Origin of the sequence: Klebsiella sp. 54, assembly GCF_018223875.1 — a bacterium.
Taxonomy (GTDB): Bacteria; Pseudomonadota; Gammaproteobacteria; order Enterobacterales; family Enterobacteriaceae; genus Klebsiella; species Klebsiella quasipneumoniae.
Genome location: NZ_JAGRRA010000002.1, coordinates 1,310,201 through 1,328,822 on the forward strand (window position 1 = coordinate 1,310,201; position 18,622 = coordinate 1,328,822).

At 61.0% G+C, this 18,622-nt stretch carries 16 protein-coding genes; 10 read left to right on the forward strand and 6 right to left on the reverse strand.

Annotated features, from left to right (window positions below; all coding sequences use genetic code 11):
- Nucleotides 1-2: 2 nt before the first annotated feature.
- The 8 genes from paaG to KHQ24_RS08015 all read left to right on the forward strand — a co-directional run bounded on the left by paaG (nt 3) and on the right by KHQ24_RS08015 (nt 7,291).
- Nucleotides 3-791 (forward strand): 2-(1,2-epoxy-1,2-dihydrophenyl)acetyl-CoA isomerase PaaG, encoded by a 789-nt coding sequence (paaG, locus tag KHQ24_RS07980; RefSeq protein ID WP_004204040.1) that lies wholly within the window; start codon nt 3-5, stop codon nt 789-791.
- Nucleotides 792-2,216: a 3-hydroxyacyl-CoA dehydrogenase PaaH gene (gene paaH / locus KHQ24_RS07985; protein ID WP_074440902.1), complete on the forward strand. Its 1,425-nt coding sequence runs from the start codon at nt 792-794 to the stop codon at nt 2,214-2,216.
- On the forward strand, nt 2,206-2,628 hold the full coding sequence (paaI, locus tag KHQ24_RS07990; protein WP_048294676.1) for a hydroxyphenylacetyl-CoA thioesterase PaaI: 423 nt from the start codon (nt 2,206-2,208) through the stop codon (nt 2,626-2,628). The genes paaH and paaI overlap by 11 nt, the downstream gene beginning before the upstream one ends.
- Nucleotides 2,628-3,833, forward strand: a complete 1,206-nt coding sequence (pcaF, locus tag KHQ24_RS07995; RefSeq protein ID WP_135730140.1) for a 3-oxoadipyl-CoA thiolase — start codon at nt 2,628-2,630, stop codon at nt 3,831-3,833. The genes paaI and pcaF overlap by 1 nt, the downstream gene beginning before the upstream one ends.
- Nucleotides 3,834-3,859: 26 nt before the next feature.
- Complete coding sequence (gene paaK / locus KHQ24_RS08000; protein WP_004204046.1) at nt 3,860-5,176, forward strand: phenylacetate--CoA ligase PaaK; 1,317 nt, start codon at nt 3,860-3,862, stop codon at nt 5,174-5,176.
- 129 nt (nt 5,177-5,305) lie between these two features.
- Nucleotides 5,306-6,232 carry a phenylacetic acid degradation operon negative regulatory protein PaaX gene (paaX, locus tag KHQ24_RS08005; protein ID WP_025999095.1) on the forward strand — a complete coding sequence of 309 codons (927 nt, stop codon included), beginning with the start codon at nt 5,306-5,308 and terminating at the stop codon, nt 6,230-6,232.
- 9 nt (nt 6,233-6,241) lie between these two features.
- On the forward strand, nt 6,242-6,838 hold the full coding sequence (gene paaY / locus KHQ24_RS08010; protein WP_004204049.1) for a phenylacetic acid degradation protein PaaY: 597 nt from the start codon (nt 6,242-6,244) through the stop codon (nt 6,836-6,838).
- 9 nt (nt 6,839-6,847) lie between these two features.
- Entirely contained in the window at nt 6,848-7,291 is a 444-nt protein-coding gene (locus KHQ24_RS08015; RefSeq protein ID WP_025999094.1) for a GFA family protein, read from the forward strand.
- A gap of 3 nt (nt 7,292-7,294) precedes the next feature.
- On the opposite strand, the gene azoR is transcribed toward KHQ24_RS08015, so the two are convergent.
- Nucleotides 7,295-7,900 (reverse strand): FMN-dependent NADH-azoreductase, encoded by a 606-nt coding sequence (gene azoR / locus KHQ24_RS08020; RefSeq protein WP_002902889.1) that lies wholly within the window; start codon nt 7,898-7,900, stop codon nt 7,295-7,297.
- Nucleotides 7,901-8,103: 203 nt separating this feature from the next.
- Here azoR and hrpA point away from each other — a divergent pair, with 203 nt between their 5' ends.
- Both hrpA and KHQ24_RS08030 read left to right on the forward strand, forming a co-directional pair.
- Nucleotides 8,104-12,006 carry an ATP-dependent RNA helicase HrpA gene (gene hrpA, locus KHQ24_RS08025; RefSeq protein ID WP_032455938.1) on the forward strand — a complete coding sequence of 1,301 codons (3,903 nt, stop codon included), beginning with the start codon at nt 8,104-8,106 and terminating at the stop codon, nt 12,004-12,006.
- A gap of 155 nt (nt 12,007-12,161) precedes the next feature.
- Nucleotides 12,162-13,037 (forward strand): hypothetical protein, encoded by an 876-nt coding sequence (locus KHQ24_RS08030; RefSeq protein WP_228297972.1) that lies wholly within the window; start codon nt 12,162-12,164, stop codon nt 13,035-13,037.
- A gap of 133 nt (nt 13,038-13,170) precedes the next feature.
- Here the strand turns inward: KHQ24_RS08030 and KHQ24_RS08035 are convergent, their stop codons facing one another.
- From KHQ24_RS08035 to KHQ24_RS08055, 5 genes are all read right to left on the reverse strand, one after another.
- Nucleotides 13,171-13,830: an O-methyltransferase gene (locus KHQ24_RS08035; protein WP_004204056.1), complete on the reverse strand. Its 660-nt coding sequence runs from the start codon at nt 13,828-13,830 to the stop codon at nt 13,171-13,173.
- A 106-nt stretch (nt 13,831-13,936) separates the two neighbouring features.
- On the reverse strand, nt 13,937-15,307 hold the full coding sequence (locus KHQ24_RS08040) for an efflux transporter outer membrane subunit (protein ID WP_211777212.1): 1,371 nt from the start codon (nt 15,305-15,307) through the stop codon (nt 13,937-13,939).
- A complete protein-coding gene (locus KHQ24_RS08045) occupies nt 15,304-16,389 on the reverse strand; it encodes an HlyD family secretion protein (RefSeq protein ID WP_004204059.1) in 1,086 nt (361 codons plus the stop codon). Before KHQ24_RS08045 ends, KHQ24_RS08040 begins: the two co-directional genes overlap by 4 nt.
- Nucleotides 16,390-16,417: 28 nt before the next feature.
- Nucleotides 16,418-18,070, reverse strand: coding sequence for an MFS transporter (locus KHQ24_RS08050; RefSeq protein WP_017898724.1), 1,653 nt, complete (start codon nt 18,068-18,070; stop codon nt 16,418-16,420).
- The gene (locus KHQ24_RS08055) at nt 18,070-18,501 is read right to left on the reverse strand and encodes a MarR family winged helix-turn-helix transcriptional regulator (RefSeq protein WP_004204063.1); all 432 of its coding nucleotides are present in this window, start codon (nt 18,499-18,501) and stop codon (nt 18,070-18,072) included. The genes KHQ24_RS08050 and KHQ24_RS08055 overlap by 1 nt, the downstream gene beginning before the upstream one ends.
- Nucleotides 18,502-18,622 lie beyond the last annotated feature (121 nt).

The window sequence follows — 18,622 nt, forward strand, 5'->3', positions numbered from 1 at the left end:
TCGTGGAAGCTTTCATTCTCAGCGCAGTGGAACAGGGCGTCATGACCATCACTCTCAATCGCCCGGACCGCCTCAACAGTTTTAACGATCGGATGCATCAGCAGCTGGCGGAATGTCTGAAGCAGGCCGAGCGCGACGACGGCGTGCGTTGCCTGCTGATCACCGGCGCCGGCCGCGGCTTTTGCGCCGGCCAGGATCTGAATGACCGCAACGTCGACCCCAGTGGGCCGCCGCCGGATCTCGGCCTGTCGGTGGAACGCTTTTACAACCCGTTAGTGCGCCGTCTGGCGGCGCTGCCGAAACCGGTTATCTGCGCGGTCAACGGCGTAGCCGCTGGCGCAGGCGCCACCCTGGCGCTGGGCTGCGATATCGTGCTGGCCGCGCGTTCGGCCAAGTTTGTGATGGCGTTCAGCAAGCTCGGGCTGGTGCCGGACTGCGGCGGCAGCTGGTTCCTGCCGCGGGTGGCTGGCCGCGCGCGCGCGATGGGGCTGGCGCTGCTGGGCGACAGCCTCAGCGCGGAACAGGCCGCGCAGTGGGGGATTATCTGGCAACTGGTGGACGATGCCGAACTGGCGGATACCAGTCTGCAGCTGGCGCGCCATCTGGCGGCCCAGCCGACGTTTGGTCTTGGGCTGATTAAAAAGGCGCTGCTGGCGGCGGAAACCAACAGTCTCGACGCGCAGCTGGATCTGGAGCGCGATTATCAGCGCCTCGCCGGGCGCAGCGATGATTACCGCGAAGGGGTCAGCGCGTTTCTGGCCAAACGGCCACCACAGTTCAGCGGGAAATAGATGATGACGACATCCTTAGCCAACGTGGCGGTGATCGGCAGCGGCACCATGGGGGCCGGCATCGCCGAAGTGGCCGCTGCCGCAGGACATCCGGTGCGTATTTTTGATATTAACCCTAAGGCTGTAGGCCAGGCGATTGAGGGCATCGCCGGGCGTCTGGCGTCGCGCGTTGCGCGCGGCAAACTGGCCCCTGAGCAGGCCGACGCGCTGCTGGCGCGGCTGCATCCGGCCCACGATTTAGCCGCGCTGGCCGACGCAGATTTAGTGATCGAAGCGGCCTCTGAACGGCTGGAGGTGAAAGCGGCGCTGTTCGCGCAGCTGGCGGCGATCTGCTCGCCGTCAACATTGCTGACCAGCAACACCTCGTCGATTTCGATTACCGCCATCGCCGCCGGGGTCAAAAACCCGGAGCGGGTGGCCGGGCTGCACTTTTTTAATCCGGCGCCGGTGATGAAGCTGGTCGAGGTGGTGAGCGGCCTGGCGACGTCTGCGGAAGTGGTGGAGCTGCTGTGCCAGTGCGTGAGCGGCTGGGGGAAACGGCCGGTTCGCTGCCGCTCGACGCCCGGCTTTATCGTTAACCGCGTGGCGCGTCCGTTCTATGCTGAAGCCTGGCGGGCGCTGGAGGAGCAGGTGGCCGCCCCGGAGGTTATCGATGCCGCTTTGCGTGACGGCGGCGGCTTCCCGATGGGACCCCTGGCGCTGACGGACCTGATTGGCCAGGACGTCAACTTCGCCGTGACCTGCTCGGTATTTAACGCCTTCTGGCAGGACCGGCGTTACCTGCCATCGCTCCTGCAGCAGGAGCTGGCGCTGGCCGGGCGATTGGGGAAAAAGAGCGGTCACGGCGTCTATCGCTGGCCTGCGGAGACGCAGCCGGAGGTGACGCTGACGCCGGTCGCCACTGGCGCGCAATCCGTGATGACGGTAAGTGACAGCGTCACCGAGCTGGACGAGCTTTTGTTGCTGGAGACCGAAGGCGAAACCGCCCTGGCGCTGAGCGTTAAGCATCGTCGTCCGGTGGTGGTGTATGACCTGTGCGCCAGCGATACGGTGGTGCTGGCCGCCGCGGCGACCAACGCGCCGGCGGCGACGGACAAAGCGGTGCACTATTTCCAGCAGCAGGGCAAGAAAGTGCTGCGCATCGCCGATTATCCCGGCCTGCTGGTGTGGCGCACGGTGGCGATGCTGGTTAACGAAGCGCTGGACGCACTGCAGAAAGGGGTGGCCAGCGCGCAGGATATCGATACCGCCATGCGTCTTGGCGTCAACTACCCGCAGGGCCCGCTGGCGTGGGGGGAAAGCCTCGGCTGGCGCCGCGTGCTGCGCCTGCTGGAGAACCTGCATCACCATTATGGCGAGGAGCGCTATCGCCCCGGTTCCCTGTTGCGCCAGAAGGCGCTAATGGAGAAGCACCATGAGCAATGATCCGTGGCGCAACGCGCGCGCGATGTACGAAAAAGATACCTGCGCCAGAAAGATGGGGATCGAACTTATCGAAATGGACGATGGTTTTGCGCAGATGACCATGACCGTCTCGCCGGACATGCTTAACGGCCATCAAACCTGTCACGGCGGTCAGCTATTTACCCTTGCCGATACCGCTTTCGCCTACGCCTGTAACAGCCAGGGGCTGGCGGCGGTGGCTTCGGCGGCCAGCATTGATTTCCTTCGCCCGGCGTTTGCCGGGGACCGGCTGGTCGCCACCGCCCGAGTCAAACAGCAGGGCAAGCTGACCGGGGTCTACGACATTGAAATTGTTAATCAACAGCAAAAAATTGTGGCCCTGTTTCGCGGCAAATCGCACCGCATCGGCGGCACAATCACAGGAGAAGTCTAATGCGCGAGGCCTTTATTTGTGACGGGATCCGCACGCCGATTGGCCGCTACGGCGGCGCGCTGGCCAGCGTGCGCGCCGACGACCTGGCGGCGATCCCGCTGCGGGCGCTGCTGAGCCGCAACCCCAGGCTTGACCCGACCGCGATCGATGACGTGATTTACGGCTGCGCGAATCAGGCGGGTGAAGATAACCGCAATGTGGCGCATATGGCGACGCTGTTGGCCGGTTTCCCGCATACCGTACCGGGCACCACGATTAACCGTCTATGTGGGTCTGGTCTGGATGCGATCGGCTTTGCCGCCAGAGCGATCAAAGCCGGCGATGCCGATCTGCTGATTGCCGGCGGCGTAGAGTCGATGTCGCGCGCGCCGTTTGTGATGGGGAAGGCCAGCGCGCCGTATCAGCGTCAGGCGGAGCTGTTTGACACCACCATTGGCTGGCGTTTTGTGAACCCGCTCATGGCGCAACACTTCGGAACTGACAGCATGCCGGAAACGGCCGAGAATGTAGCCGAATTGTTAAATATTAGCCGCGCCGATCAGGACGCTTTCGCCTGGCGCAGCCAGCAGCGCACGGCGCAGGCCCAGCGCGATGGCATTCTGGCGCAGGAGATCGTGCCGGTGCAGATTGTCGGACGGATAGGGGCGGTCAGCGACGTGCGCGAGGACGAGCATCCGCGCCCGGAAACCACGCTTGAGCAGCTGGCGCAACTGAAAGCGCCGTTCCGCCAGGGCGGCGTCATTACCGCGGGCAATGCTTCCGGCGTCAACGATGGCGCCGCGGCGCTGATCGTCGCCAGCGAACAGCAGGCCGCTATCCAGGGGCTCACGCCGCGCGCGCGTATCGTGGCGATGGCGACGGCAGGGGTCGAACCGCGGCTGATGGGGCTGGGGCCGGTACCGGCGGTGCGTAAAGTGCTGGAGCGGGCGGGACTCAATATCCACGATATGGATCTGATTGAGCTGAATGAGGCCTTCGCCGCCCAGGCCCTGGGCGTGCTCAGACAGCTTGGCGTGCCGGACGATGCGGCGCATGTGAATCCCAACGGCGGCGCCATCGCGTTAGGCCATCCGCTGGGCATGAGCGGCGCGCGTCTGGCGCTGAGCGCCAGCCTTGAGCTGCAGCGCCGCGGCGGGCGCTATGCGTTGTGTACGATGTGTATTGGCGTGGGTCAGGGCATCGCCATGATCCTCGAGCGAGTGTGAGCTAATTTACCTGCGAGTACCCTACAATGATAACTACTACAAAATTAGATCCGATTGAAACCGCCTCGCGTGATGAGCTGCAGGCCCTGCAAACCCAACGGCTGAAGTGGACCCTGAATCATGCGTATAACAATGTGCCGATGTATCGTCGCAAATTCGACGCCGCCGGCGTGCACCCTGACGACTTTCGCGAACTGAGCGACCTGACCAAATTCCCGTGCACCACCAAACAGGATCTGCGCGACAACTATCCCTTCGATACCTTCGCGGTGCCGATGGAGCAGGTGGTGCGCATTCACGCCTCTTCCGGGACCACCGGCAAACCGACGGTGGTGGGCTACACGCAGAACGATATTGATAACTGGGCCAATATCGTCGCCCGTTCGCTGCGCGCCGCCGGCGGCACGGCGAAAGATAAAATTCACGTCGCCTACGGCTATGGCCTGTTCACCGGCGGCCTTGGCGCGCACTACGGCGCGGAACGCTTAGGCGCGACGGTGATCCCGATGTCCGGCGGACAGACCGAAAAACAGGCGCAGCTGATCCGTGATTTCAAGCCGGATATGATCATGGTGACGCCGTCCTACTGTCTGAATCTGATTGAAGAGCTGGAGCGCCAGATGGACGGCGATGCCCGCGGCTGTTCATTACGCGTCGGCGTCTTTGGCGCCGAGCCGTGGACCCTGGCGATGCGCGCGGAGATCGAGCGCCGGCTGGGGATCACCGCCCTGGACATATACGGTCTGTCGGAGGTGATGGGCCCGGGGGTGGCGATGGAGTGTCTGGAGACTGTTGACGGCCCGACCATCTGGGAAGACCACTTCTTCCCGGAAATCGTTAACCCGGACGACGGCACGCCGCTGGCCGATGGCGAACACGGCGAACTGCTGTTCACCACGTTGACCAAAGAGGCGCTGCCGGTGATCCGCTATCGTACCCGCGATCTGACGCGCCTGCTGCCGGGCACCGCCCGCACCATGCGCCGTATGGACCGCATCAGCGGACGCAGCGACGATATGCTGATCATCCGCGGGGTTAACGTCTTCCCGTCGCAGCTGGAAGAGGAGATCCTTAAGTTTGAACATCTGGCGCCGCACTACCAGCTGGAGGTCAATCGCCGCGGCCATCTTGATTCGCTGGCGGTGCGCGTGGAGCTGAAAGAGAGCGGGCTGGCGCTGAGTCACGAGCAGCGCTGCCAGATTTGTCACCAGTTGCGCCACCGCATCAAGTCGATGGTCGGGATCTCCACCGATATCACTATCGTCAACTGCGGCAGCATTCCGCGCTCTGAAGGCAAAGCCTGTCGGGTATTTGATCTGCGTAAAGCGGTGGTTAGCGGTTAAACCTCTCCCCTGTGGCGCTGCGCTGACCGGGGCTACGCGGTTAGCCCGGCTGAGGCCTTTACGCCCTCAGCCGGGGAAATTCCTGTGCTATGATTCATAAAGGAAAAATATAACAACAGCATGAATCAGATGAGTAAACTCGACGCCTTTATTCAACAAGCCGTGACGGCGACGCCGATCAGCGGCACGTCATTGATCGCCTCGCTGTATGGCGACGCCTTATTACAACGCGGTGGGGAAGTGTGGCTGGGCAGCGTCGCGGCGCTGCTGGAAGGATTAGGCTTCGGCGAGCGCTTCGTCCGCACCGCGCTGTTTCGCCTCAATAAAGAAGAGTGGCTTGATGTCGTCCGTATCGGCCGCCGCAGCTTCTATCGTCTGAGCGACAAAGGGCTGCGCCTGACCCGTCGTGCGGAACATAAAATTTATCGCGCGAACGCCCCGGAATGGGATGGTACCTGGCTGCTGTTGCTCTCGGAAGGCCTGGAAAAAAATGTGCTGGCCGACGTCAAAAAGCAGCTGCTGTGGCAGGGATTTGGCGCGCTGGCGCCGAGCCTGTTAGCCTCGCCGTCGCAAAAGCTGGCGGATGTCCAGTCGCTGCTCCACGAAGCAGGCGTCGCCGAAAACGTCATCTGTTTTGAAGCCCACTCGCCGCTGGCGCTCTCCCGGGCGGCGCTGCGCAGCCGGGTAGAGGAGTGCTGGCATCTCACCGAACAAAACGAGATGTATGAATCGTTCATCTCGCTATTCCGGCCGATACTGCCGCTGCTCCGTGACTGCGACCCCGCAGAGTTAACGCCGGAGCGCAGCTTTCAGATCCAGCTCCTGCTGATTCATTTCTATCGCCGGGTGGTGCTCAAAGATCCGCTGCTGCCGGAAGAGCTGCTGCCGGCGCACTGGGCGGGGCAAACCGCCCGCCAGCTATGTATCAATATTTACCAACGGGTGAGTCCCGGCGCGCTGGCGTTCGTCAGCGAGAAAGGTGAAAGCTCGGTTGGCGAGCTTCCCGCGCCGGGCCCGCTCTATTATCAGCGCTTTGGCGGTTTGCCGGGCGCATAAGGAGGTTGCATGCCGATTTATCAGATTGATGGACTGACCCCGGTGGTGCCGGAGGAGAGTTACGTCCACCCGACCGCGGTGTTGATTGGCGACGTGATCCTCGGCAAAGGGGTCTATGTTGGGCCCAACGCCAGCCTGCGCGGCGATTTTGGCCGCATCGTGGTCAAAGACGGGGCCAATATACAGGACAACTGCGTGATGCACGGCTTCCCAGGCCAGGATACGGTGGTGGAAGAGGAGGGCCATATCGGCCACGGCGCTATTCTGCACGGCTGCGTAATTGGCCGCAACGCGCTGGTGGGCATGAGCGCGGTGATTATCGACGGGGCGACTATCGGCGAAAACAGCATTGTCGGCGCCTCGGCCTTCGTCAAAGCCAACGCCGAGATGCCCGCCAACCATCTGATTATCGGCAGCCCGGCAAAAGCGATTCGCGTCCTGAGCGAACAGGAGCTGGCGTGGAAAAAGCACGGTACCCGTGAATACCAGGTGCTGGTGGAACGCTGTAAGCAGACGCTGCACCAGGTTGAGCCATTACGGGAAGTGGAAGACGGGCGTAAGCGGCTGGAGTTTGATGAAAACCTGCGGCCAAAATCCTCCACTTGAGGAGTAAATATAATGGCAGAGAAATTATCCGCTCACTGTCACTGCGGTGCGGTGGCCTTTACCGTTGAGCTCAGCGACGGCTTCAACACCGTTCGGCGCTGTAACTGTTCATATTGTCGAATGCGTGGGGCGGTCGCGGTCTCTTCGCCGCGTTCAGGAATCGATGTGGTACGCGGCAGGGATAAGCTCACAGAGTATCGCTTTAATACAGGGGAAGCCGTGCACTTTTTCTGCTCGGTATGCGGGATCTACACCTTTCATCAACGGCGTTCAAACCCACAGCAGTATGGGGTGAATGTGGCCTGCATTGACGGCGTTTCACCTTTCGATTTTCCTTGCGTGGAAGTCAACGATGGCGTGAATCATCCAAAAGATGGCGGCGGAGGCGTGGTGGGGTATTTGCGCTACGAGAAAAAGCAAAAATCTCCTCCCGCCGGCAGCGAGAGGAGTTAACTATTAGGCTGCAACCACGCTGTCGATGGCCGCTTTCGCGTCAGACTGCGCTTTGGCCGCGACTTCCGGGCCGTAAGCGATACCTTCGGCGAACACGAAGTTCACGTCGGTGATGCCGATGAAGCCGAGGAAGGTGGACAGGTACGGGGTGACCAGGTCGGTCGGGGTATCTTTATGGATACCGCCGCGGCTGGTAACGACGACTGCGCGTTTACCGGTCACCAGACCTTCCGGCCCTTTTTCGGTGTAGCGGAAGGTCACGCCGGCGCGAGCCACCAGGTCGAAATAGTTTTTCAACTGCGTAGGGATGTTGAAGTTGTACATCGGCGCAGCGATAACAATCACATCGTTGCCTTTCAGTTCAGCGATCAGCTCGTCGGAAAGGGCCAGCGCTTCCTGCTGACGCGGAGTCAGCGGCGCGTCGCTCGGACGCAGGGCGCCAACCAGTTCACCATCCAGAACCGGGATCGGATTAGCGGCCAGGTCACGCACGGTGATCTCGTCGCCCGGGTGTTTTTCCTGCCATTGTTCAACAAAATAGTCGGAAAGCTGACCAGATTGTGAGTACCCTGCCAGAATACTGGATTTCAGAACTAATACTTTGCTCATGGGTGTTTCCTTTTTTAATGTGATTGACGGGTCAGTGCCCTGGTGCTTGATGACACTGTATTCACAATCGCGCCACAGAGATAGCGCAATATATCGAATCCTATGTTCAGATTTTTTGAACAAGGCATGAGTGGCGCAGATGTGGTACTCTAAGGCAATACTTCAAAAGAGATTTTCCCGGCAGAGCTCTGCCCGATAACGCTATGACAGAACAACAAAAAATCACCTTCCCCCAGCTTTATCAACAGCTCGACGGCCTGATGCTGCGCGACAAAACGCGCTTTGCCCGCCGTCTGCACGGCGTGAAGAAGGTTAAAAATCCTGAATCGCAACAGGCCATCCTTCAGGAGATGGCGCAGGAGATAAGCCAGGCAGCCAGTAAAGTCCTGCTGCGCGAAGCGGCGCGTCCGGCCATCACCTATCCGGAAAATCTGCCGGTTAGCCAGAAAAAACAAGAAATTCTCGAGGCGGTACGCGATCACCAGGTGGTGATTGTCGCCGGGGAGACCGGTTCGGGTAAAACCACCCAGCTGCCAAAAATCTGCATGGAGCTGGGCCGCGGGCTGAAAGGGCTAATCGGCCATACCCAGCCGCGTCGTCTGGCCGCGCGAACCGTCGCCAACCGTATCGCCGAGGAGCTGCAAACGGAGCCGGGCGGCTGTATCGGCTATAAGGTCCGCTTTAGCGATCACGTCAGCGACAACACCATGGTCAAGCTGATGACCGACGGTATTCTGCTGGCTGAGATCCAGCAGGATCGCCTGCTGATGCAGTACGACACCATCATTATCGATGAAGCGCACGAGCGCAGCCTGAACATTGACTTCCTGCTCGGCTATCTGAAAGAGCTGCTGCCGCGCCGTCCTGACCTGAAAATTATCATCACCTCGGCGACCATCGACCCGGAACGTTTCTCAAAGCATTTCAATAATGCGCCGATTATCGAAGTCTCCGGGCGGACTTACCCGGTGGAAGTGCGCTATCGGCCGATAGTGGAAGAGGCGGACGATACCGAGCGCGATCAGCTGCAGGCGATCTTTGATGCCGTCGATGAGCTCGGGCGCGAAGGGCCCGGCGATATTCTGATCTTTATGAGCGGCGAGCGGGAGATTCGCGATACCGCCGATGCGCTGAATAAGCTGGATCTGCGCCATACCGAAGTGCTGCCGCTGTACGCTCGCTTGTCCAACAGCGAGCAGAACCGCGTCTTCCAGCCGCACAGTGGACGACGCATCGTGCTGGCGACCAACGTGGCGGAAACCTCGCTGACCGTACCGGGCATTAAGTACGTTATCGATCCCGGTACCGCGCGTATCAGCCGCTACAGCTACCGCACCAAGGTGCAGCGCCTGCCGATCGAGCCAGTTTCCCAGGCCTCCGCCAACCAGCGTAAAGGCCGCTGCGGTCGCGTCTCGGAAGGGATCTGTATTCGTCTTTATTCAGAAGACGATTTCCTGTCGCGCCCGGAATTTACCGATCCGGAAATTCTGCGCACCAACCTGGCGTCGGTCATCCTGCAGATGACCGCCCTGGGCTTAGGCGATATCGCCGCCTTCCCGTTCGTTGAAGCGCCGGATAAGCGCAACATTCAGGACGGCGTGCGCCTGCTGGAAGAGCTGGGCGCCATCACCACCGATGAGCAGGCCACCGCCTACAAGCTGACCCCGATGGGCCGTCAGCTTAGCCAGTTGCCGGTAGACCCGCGTCTGGCGCGGATGGTGCTGGAGGCGCAGAAGCACGGCTGCGTGCGAGAAGCGATGATCATCACCTCCGCGCTGTCGATTCAGGATCCGCGCGAGCGGCCGATGGACAAACAGCAGGCCTCTGACGAAAAACACCGCCGCTTTCACGATAAAGAGTCTGACTTCCTTGCCTTTGTGAACCTGTGGAACTATCTCGGCGAACAGCAGAAAGCCCTGTCGTCGAATCAGTTCCGCCGTCAGTGCCGGGTCGATTTTCTGAACTATCTGCGCGTGCGCGAGTGGCAGGATATCTATACCCAGCTGCGCCAGGTGGTGAAGGAGCTTGGCCTGCCGATCAACAGCGAGCCAGCGGAATATCGCGAGATCCATACCGCGCTGCTGACCGGTCTGCTGTCGCACATCGGCATGAAGGATGCCGATAAACAGGAGTTTACCGGGGCGCGCAACGCCCGCTTTTCCATTTTCCCGGGGTCCGGTCTGTTTAAAAAGCCGCCGAAGTGGACGATGGTGGCGGAACTGGTGGAGACCAGCCGGCTGTGGGGCCGCATTGCCGCCCGCATTGAGCCGGAGTGGGTGGAGCCGGTAGCGCAGCACCTGATCAAACGCTCATACAGCGAGCCGCACTGGGAGCGGGCGCAGGGCGCGGTGATGGCGACGGAAAAGGTCACCGTCTACGGCCTGCCGATCGTGGGCGCGCGTAAGGTCAACTACAGCCAGATCGATCCGGCGCTGTGCCGCGAGCTGTTTATCCGCCACGCGCTGGTGGAGGGCGACTGGCAAACGCGCCACGCCTTCTTCCGGGAGAACCTGAAGCTGCGGGCGGAAATCGAAGAGCTGGAGCATAAGTCGCGCCGCCGCGACATTCTGGTGGACGACGAGACCCTGTTCGAATTCTACGACCAGCGCATCAGCCACGACGTCATCTCCGCCCGCCACTTCGACAGCTGGTGGAAGCAGGCCAGCAAAGAGACGCCGGATCTGCTCAACTTTGAGAAGAGCATGCTGATTAAGGAAGGGGCGGAGCAGGTTAGCAAGCTGGACTATCCGAACTTCTGGCATCAGGGCAACCTTAAGCTTCGGCTTAGCTATCAGTTTGAGCCGGGCGCCGACGCCGACGGCGTGACGGTGCATATTCCGCTGCCGCTGCTGAACCAGGTGGAGGAGGCCGGGTTTGAATGGCAGATCCCCGGCCTGCGTCGCGAGCTGATTATCGCGCTGATAAAATCGCTGCCGAAGCCGGTGCGGCGCAATTTTGTCCCGGCTCCCAACTATGCGGAAGCGTTTCTTGGCCGGGCGACGCCGCTTGAGCTGCCGTTGCTCGATTCCCTGGAGCGCGAGCTGCGTAAGATGACCGGCGTGACCATCGACCGCGAAGCCTGGCAGTGGGATCAGGTGCCCGATCACCTGAAAATCACTTTCCGGGTGGTGGATGATAAAAACAAGAAGCTGCAGGAAGGGCGCTCGCTGCAGGCGCTGAAAGAGGCGCTGAAGGGCAAAGTTCAGGAGACGCTGTCGGCGGTCGCTGATGATGGCATCGAGCAGAGCGGGCTGCATATCTGGAGCTTTGGCACCCTGGCGGAAAGCTATGAACAGAAGCGCGGCAACTATAAGGTGAAAGCCTGGCCGGCGCTGGTGGACGAGCGCGACAGCGTGGCCATCAAGCTGTTTGATAATCCACAGGAACAGCAGCAGGCCATGTGGCGCGGTCTGCGTCGCCTGCTGCTGCTTAACATTCCGTCGCCCATTAAGTATCTGCACGAGAAACTGCCGAACAAAGCCAAGCTCGGGCTCTATTTCAACCCGTACGGCAAAGTGCTGGATCTGATTGACGACTGCATCTCCTGCGGCGTGGATAAGCTTATCGACGAGGCGGGCGGTCCGGTATGGACGGAAGAGGGCTTCAACCAGCTGCACGATAAAGTTCGCGCCGAGCTCAACGAGACGGTGGTGGAGATCGCCAAACAGGTCGAGCAGATCCTCACTGCGGTGTTCAATATCAACAAACGGCTGAAAGGCCGGGTGGATATGACCATGGCGCTGGGGCTGTCGGACATCAAAGCGCAGATGGCGGGGCTGGTTTACCGCGGCTTTGTCACCGGCAACGGCTTCCGTCGTCTTGGCGATACGCTGCGCTACCTGCAGGCGATTGAAAAGCGCCTGGAGAAGATGGCTATCGATCCGCACCGCGACCGCGCGCAGATGCTGAAAATTGAGAGCGTGCAGCAGGCGTGGCAGCAGTGGCTGAATAAGCTACCGCCGAACCGCCGTGAGGACGACGATGTCCGGGAGATCCGCTGGATGATCGAGGAGCTGCGGGTGAGCTTCTTCGCCCAGCAGCTGGGGACCCCGTACCCCATCTCGGACAAACGTGTCCTGCAGGCGATGGAGCAGGTGACGCCGTAATCCCACCCTTTTCCCTGCCCGGCGGCGCAGTGCTTGCCGGGCAGGGGAAACCCGGGAGCGGTCGCGAAGCCGTACGCCGTACCCGGTTATCTCCCCGCCCTGATGCTTCCCCGCCGAATGAAAAATGAACGGAATCTGAAAATCGACCTGCCGGCTTGGGTCATCGGCTGTCTTCGCGTATTTTTAGCCTTGTTTCGCAGGAAAACCAGAACACGGAGTCTATTTTTACCCTTCTTGATATGGACAAATTCCTCATGCTGGCGCTGGCTATCCTTGTGATGGCCGCGTGTAAACCCTTCGTTGACGCTTCCTCCTGCGATGAAACACAGCGGGCGATCAACGATGCGAACTTTTTTATTTTGACCTCCCTTCCGTCGCTGAACGGCGAAGTGCAGAGCGTGCAAATCGTCGGCAGCCAGAATAACGAATATGGCGCCCTTCGTTTCGCGCGATGCCGCCGGCTGGCAAGCTATGAGCGGGCAAAAAACCTTAACACCGCACATGGCGCAACGATCGTCAGAGATAATGTTCGCTGGCGAAATGATAAAGGATGGATGCGGGAATATATCCGGCAGACCCGGAGCGCGACGGGAAATATCAGCAAGATGGTGATGCGCGAACAGTTTTATACCGATTCTCTCGGGCGGATTGTGCGCGCCGAAAACGTGTCCGCGACGCAGCAACCGCCCAAAGTCCTGCATACGACCACCTATCAGTATGACGACCGGCACCGCCTGGTCCGTAAAACGGTCAACGGCGGTATGATGGTCATGCTTGCTGTTGATTACCGCTATACGGATGGGCGCCTTAGCCGCATGGCTGACTCGGACTCCACCTCGACGCTGCGTTGGGATGAAAAAGGGCGCTGGATATCCCGGGAAACGACCTCAACGTATAGTGGAGCACGCCAGGCCCGTTGTTTAGGGTGGGATCCCGAGGGGAACTGTACCGCGGAGTATGGCGAGCAGCCTGCTGCAGGGGCAATGAAAGATCAGTCTCTGCACTACCAGTATACCTATTATCCTCGATGATCCTCCGCGGCAGAAAGCCCCGCGGGCCCGGCAGCATAGGTTCATGCAGGCTGGTGCTGCCGGGCAGGAGAGCTGGGTTTCTCCCTCTCTCTGGGGGAGAGGGCCGGGGTGAGGGCATCAGGCCGCCCGGATCTCAGCCATTCACCAGCGCCAGCGTAAAGCCATCCCATCCCTTAATGCCCACCGTCTGCAGCGCGGTGGCGGTGAGCCGCGGGTTATCGCCGATCATCTCGATAAACCGACGCACGCCCTGCACACGCGCGTCATCGCTTTGCCCATTAATCACCTCGCCATCGCGCACCACGTTATCGCCCACGATCAGCGTCCCGGGGCGGGAATAGTGCAGCGCCCACTCCAGATAGTGAGGATTATTAGGTTTATCGGCATCAATAAAGATCAGGTCGAATGGCTGCACATCCTCGAAATTTTCCAGCGTGTTCAGCGCGGGTCCTTCAATAAGCTCAATGCGCTCGTTTAGCCCGGCGAGGCGGATATTCTGGCGCGCCACCCCCGCATGCGTCGGGTCAGCCTCGAGGGTAATCAGCTTTCCGTCGGCGGGCAGCGCACGCGCCATCCAGATGGCGCTATAGGCGCCGAGCGTGCCAATTTCAAGGATCCGCCGCGCCTGGGTCATGCGCACCAACAGCGCCAGAAATTGCCCCTGATTGGCCGCAACATCATGTTCAGGTAGCCCGGCGCGTTTGTTGTTTTCCAGAACCTGTCTCAGCACGTCATCATCAGGAATAAGCGAAGAAATCATGTAATTATCGACAGCAGACCACTGTTGTTGCATAGATTAACTCCCTGGTGGTAGTAGTGGCCGGGTGGCGCAACGCTATCCCGGCCTGAATACTGGCTTCCGCGCTCTGGACGGTGGCGGACCGACGCGAGCAGGCTTTTCACGCGTTCATCCAGCCGCCTCCCAGCGCCCGGTACAGATCGATCTGCGCCAGCAGCAGGTTATTCTTCACCTGGACCACGCTAAGCTGGGTGGAGAACAGCGTTCGCTGGGCATCAAGCACATCCAGATACGAAGAGTAGCCGTTACGGTAGCGATTCTGCGCAATGCGCAATGTTTCCTCCGCTACCGCCACCTGTCCCTGCAGCTCGGTCAACTGTTCGCCGTAGCGGCTAATGGCGTCAAGGCTGTCATTGACCTCTTTGAACGCGCCGCGCACCGTTTTCTCATAGCTGTACAGCGCCTGGTTGCGCTGGGCCATGGAGACATCCACCTGGGCGTTTAACGCCTGGCGGTTAAGCAGCGGCGCCAGGATGCTACCGCCAATGCTCCACAGTCGCAGCGGATCGTCGAGCAGATCCGGCAGCGTCCGGTCCTGCAGGCTGCCGGTGGCGGTCAGGTTGATAGACGGCAGCAGCTGCGCCTGCGACGAGGCCTGGGTGGCATCGGCGGCTACCAGCTGACGCTGGGCCTGTACGATATCCGGGCGGCGATTGAGTAGGGTGGACGGCAACTGCGAGGGCAGACGCAGCGGGGTGAGCCCGGCGAATTCGCCGCGTTTGACCGCGCCGGGGTTATCCCCCAGCAGCACGCTGAGGGCGTTTTCCTGCTGCGCAATCTGGTGCTGCAGCGGCGGGATCTGCGCCCGCGTTGAGCGCAGCTCCGAATCCGCCTGCATCAGCTCAAGGCGCGAGGTATACCCGGTTTCAAACTGACGTTTGGCCAGCCGCCAGGCGTCTTCCCGTGATTGGAGCGTCTGCTGCGTGACCCGCAGCTGCTCATCCAGCGACAGCAGCGTCACGTAGCCCACGGCCACCGAGGTGGCGACGCTCAAATTGGCCGCGGCGGCAGCGGCTTTCTGCGCCTCGAGGCTGGCCCCGGCGGCGCTGGCCGCGTTGCGGTTCGCGCCCCAGATATCGACATCATAGCTGGCGGTCAGGCCACCTTTGTACAGCGTGCTGTGGATCGGCAGGCCGGTGGCGGCGGACTGCGCGCGGGCGCGGGTGCCGGTCAGGCTGGCATCCAGCGAGGGAAAAAGGCTGCTGTCGGCGGCATACGCCCGCGCCTGATACTCATTGACCCGCTCGCGGGCGATCAGCACATCGCTGTTATAGCGCAGCGCCCGGTCGACATACTGATTCAGCGCACTGTCATGAAAATTGCGCCACCATACGCCTTCCACCGGGCTGGCAGGGCCAACGTCGGCCCGCCAGGCGGCAGGGATGGTCAGGGTCGGCTGCGCGCGCTGGACATCGGCGGACTGACAGCCGACCAGCGCCAGGACGATGACAAGGGTGACCGGGCGGATCATGGCTGCTTCTCCGCGCGGGTATCAATGGTCACCTGCACCGACATGCCGGGGCGCAGGCGCTCGCTGTTGCGCTGCCCCTCGTTAACCGTGATGCGCACCGGGATGCGCTGGGCGATCTTGACGAAGTTGCCGGTAGCGTTGTCCGGCGAAATAGCGCTGAACTCCACCCCGGTCGCCGGGGAGATACTCTGCACCTTGCCGTGGAAGGTCTCGCCGTTGAGCGCGTCAACGGTGAAGGTAACCGGCTGGCCGATACGCACATCGGCCAGCTGGGTCTCTTTCAGGTTGGCGATCACCCAGTGCTGCGGCGGGACCAGCGAAGTCAGATGGGTTCCGGCGCTGACGTAAGCGCCAAGACGCACCGAAATCTGCCCCAGCTGGCCGCCGGTGGGGGCGATGATCTGCGTATTCTGCAGGTCAATCTGCGCCAGTTCGAGGGCGGCTTTGGCGCTGGCCACGTCGGCCTCCAGCGAATCGCGATTGACGATGGTCGATTCGAGATCCTGGCGCGACATCTCCAGCGCCGCTTTCGCCTGTTCAATATCCGCTGCCCCCTGGGCGGCGCTGGCGCGGGCGGAATCACGCTCGCGGATCGACAGCGAGCCATCGGCGGTCAGTTCCTGCACCCTTTTTAAATCGGCCTGGATTTTCAGATTCTGCGCGCGGGCGTTTTGCAGCGCGGCTTCGTTTTTGGCGATCGTCGCCTCGGCGCTTTTGCGCTGCTGCAGGTTGTTGCGCAGCGCCGCCTCCTTCATCGCCAGGGTGGCCTGGGCCTGGTGCACCCGCTGCTTATAGATGCGATCGTCTATCTGGAACAGTACCTCGCCCGGCTGAACGATGGCGAAATCCTTGACGTTGACGGCAGTGATGTAGCCGTTGACCTGTGGGCTGATAAAGGTGGTCTGCCCGCGCACGTAGGCGTTGTCGGTAAACTGGCTATGCCGGGTGAACGGCGGTAGCTGCCAGGCATAGAGGATCACCAGTACGCCGACGAGGCCTATCGCCGCGGCGGTAAAAATGGAGACCACGCGAATGTTGTTTCGGGTATTGGCCTGTTGTTTGGCCGCATCCTGCTGACTCATAACGACTCCAGAGATGAAATGATGATAATTATTTGCTGCCAGTGGCGCGTTTTAATGCGATACGGGCGGTTAGTCGTAAGCGAATTAAGCGCCAGAAAACCCACACTAACGTCCCGGCGGAGATCGCCGCCGTCAGCAGATAGGTATCATTCCAGGCGAGAATATTGGCCTGCAGCGTCGCGGCGTTTTGCAGGAGCGTCGTGGCCTGGACGTTAAGCAGCGTGCTGTCGCCGATCTGGCTCTGGTACATCTGGCTGTACTGCTGCAGACGCTCGACGATCAGCGGGTTGAGGGTGGTGATCTGATCCGCCAGCTGACTGGAGTGAAATTTCTCCCGCCAGGTCTGGAAAGTACCGAGGATCGCCGATCCCAGCAGGCCGCCGATGTTCTGGCTCATGCCGAACAGCACCGAGAAGCTGACCAGGTTGCGCGGATCGGCGAACACCCCGCCAATACCGGCGAGCATCGCCGGCGCCAGAAAGAAGGCGCTGCCGAAGCCAAGCAAAAACTGGCTGAACATCAGTTGTTCCGGGCGGGTGAGGGCGTTGGACTGACTGTCGAGCAGCGAGGCCACCATGATCAGCGCCAGGGCGGTGGCGGTCGGCCAGTAGAGCTTCTGCGGGTTAAGCGTCAGGCAGCTGGCAATGATCCCGCACAGAATGCCGGCGAAAATTGACCACGCAAGGTTGGTCATCTGTTCGTTTTGCAGGCCAACGTACTGCAGCCAGCCGATCACCCCGGTATTCTGCTCCGCCAGCACGATGCGGATCAGCAGCATAATCAGACCGAGGCGCAGGATACTGCCGCTGGAGAGCCATTTGGTATTGAGCAGGGGATTGCTGCGGTTATGCTCGAAGGCGATGGCAGCGACGATCAGCACCACCGCCGCCGCCAGCGACCAGCCGATCCACGGCGCTTCGAACCACCACTCGAGCCGCCCCAGCGACAGCACCGCGCACACCAGCGCCATGCCGGGGGCCAGCAGGAAGAAGGTGATAAAATCCTTCTTCTCGAACACCTTTTTACGATCGCTCGGCGGCAGCTTCAGCGCGATGACGCAGGCCAGCGACACCAGCGCCAGCCCCAGTTCAAAGAAGTAGAGCCCGCGCCATTCGTCGGTCTGCAGCAGCTCGGTGGAAAAGAGGCGCGCCAGCGGAATGGCCAGCGACGAGCCAGTGATACCGATGGTCAGCCCTTTAAGGCGGTGGCGTGCGGGCCAGGCCTGCACCTGATAGTAGATCCCCAGCGAGCTGAGCGCCGCGGCCACCATGCCGTGGGCGGCGCGGACCATCATCGCCGAGCTGAGATCGTTGACGAACAGGTGGAAGAAGGTGACCAGCACATAGAGCACCAGAAAGCCTTCGGTAAAGGCGCGCAGCCCGAACTGTTGACGAAATTTCACCAGCAGCAGGTTGATGGAGACGTTGGTCATGACATACACCGCCGGCAGCCAGGCGATCTCCGTCGACCAGGCGGCGAAGGTGCCCTGCAGCAGCTGCAGATTGGCGGTGACTACCGCGTTGCCCAGCGCGCCGGTGAGGCACACCAGCAGCCCGACCACCCCGTAGGCCAGGCGCTTCGCCGGGCTGTGCAGCGGCGTCGATGGCGAGCCGAGCAGGGCCGGTTTTTCATGCGGCGCCCAGTCATGGGGGGCGTAAGGGTTACTCTGACGACGGGGCATTATTTCTTCTCCACTTCGCGCAACAGCTTTTCCAGCACCCGCTGAGTTTGTTCCCGCTCCTGTGGAGTAATCGCCGTCAGGATCTCTTCACGCAGATCGTCCGCCACCGTTTTGACCTGCTCGAAGAGGGCCTGCCCCTGGTCGGTGACCACCAGCAGCCGCTTGCGTTTATCGCGGTCGGTGGTGACGCGCTCCACCAGGCCGAGGGTCACCAGGCGGTTGATCAGCGGCACAATGGTCGCGCTCTCCACTCCCAGCTCCTGCGCCAGTTCGCTTTGCGACAGCGGCTGGTGATGGCGGGCGATAGCGGCGACCGCTACCCAGCTGGCCTGGCTGAGGCCGAGGTTTTTCAGCCGACGATTAACCGCCAGCCGCCAGTGATGGGCGGTCAGATATAAAAGATGGGAGAAGTTTAGCTGTCGATGGTCCATAGGTCGTCTGCCAAAATCGTTAGAGCTCTAACGAGTTTATGCCTGACGACCGACGAAATTCAAGGGAAAGGATAAATAAGGGTTAACGGTGTGTGCGTTTATTGTAGCGAACAGGAGGATA

Excerpts from the sequence above, each read along its gene's own strand:
- paaH (WP_074440902.1), top strand. The coding sequence starts at position 792 with ATGATGACGACATCCTTAGCCAACGTGGCGGTGATCGGCAGCGGCACC.
- paaI (WP_048294676.1), top strand. The coding sequence starts at position 2,206 with ATGAGCAATGATCCGTGGCGCAACGCGCGCGCGATGTACGAAAAAGAT.
- pcaF (WP_135730140.1), top strand. The coding sequence starts at position 2,628 with ATGCGCGAGGCCTTTATTTGTGACGGGATCCGCACGCCGATTGGCCGC.
- paaK (WP_004204046.1), top strand. The coding sequence starts at position 3,860 with ATGATAACTACTACAAAATTAGATCCGATTGAAACCGCCTCGCGTGAT.
- paaX (WP_025999095.1), top strand. The coding sequence starts at position 5,306 with ATGAGTAAACTCGACGCCTTTATTCAACAAGCCGTGACGGCGACGCCG.
- paaY (WP_004204049.1), top strand. The coding sequence starts at position 6,242 with ATGCCGATTTATCAGATTGATGGACTGACCCCGGTGGTGCCGGAGGAG.
- azoR (WP_002902889.1), bottom strand. The coding sequence starts at position 7,900 with ATGAGCAAAGTATTAGTTCTGAAATCCAGTATTCTGGCAGGGTACTCA.
- hrpA (WP_032455938.1), top strand. The coding sequence starts at position 8,104 with ATGACAGAACAACAAAAAATCACCTTCCCCCAGCTTTATCAACAGCTC.
- KHQ24_RS08035 (WP_004204056.1), bottom strand. The coding sequence starts at position 13,830 with ATGCAACAACAGTGGTCTGCTGTCGATAATTACATGATTTCTTCGCTT.
- KHQ24_RS08040 (WP_211777212.1), bottom strand. The coding sequence starts at position 15,307 with ATGATCCGCCCGGTCACCCTTGTCATCGTCCTGGCGCTGGTCGGCTGT.
- KHQ24_RS08045 (WP_004204059.1), bottom strand. The coding sequence starts at position 16,389 with ATGAGTCAGCAGGATGCGGCCAAACAACAGGCCAATACCCGAAACAAC.
- KHQ24_RS08050 (WP_017898724.1), bottom strand. The coding sequence starts at position 18,070 with ATGCCCCGTCGTCAGAGTAACCCTTACGCCCCCCATGACTGGGCGCCG.
- KHQ24_RS08055 (WP_004204063.1), bottom strand. The coding sequence starts at position 18,501 with ATGGACCATCGACAGCTAAACTTCTCCCATCTTTTATATCTGACCGCC.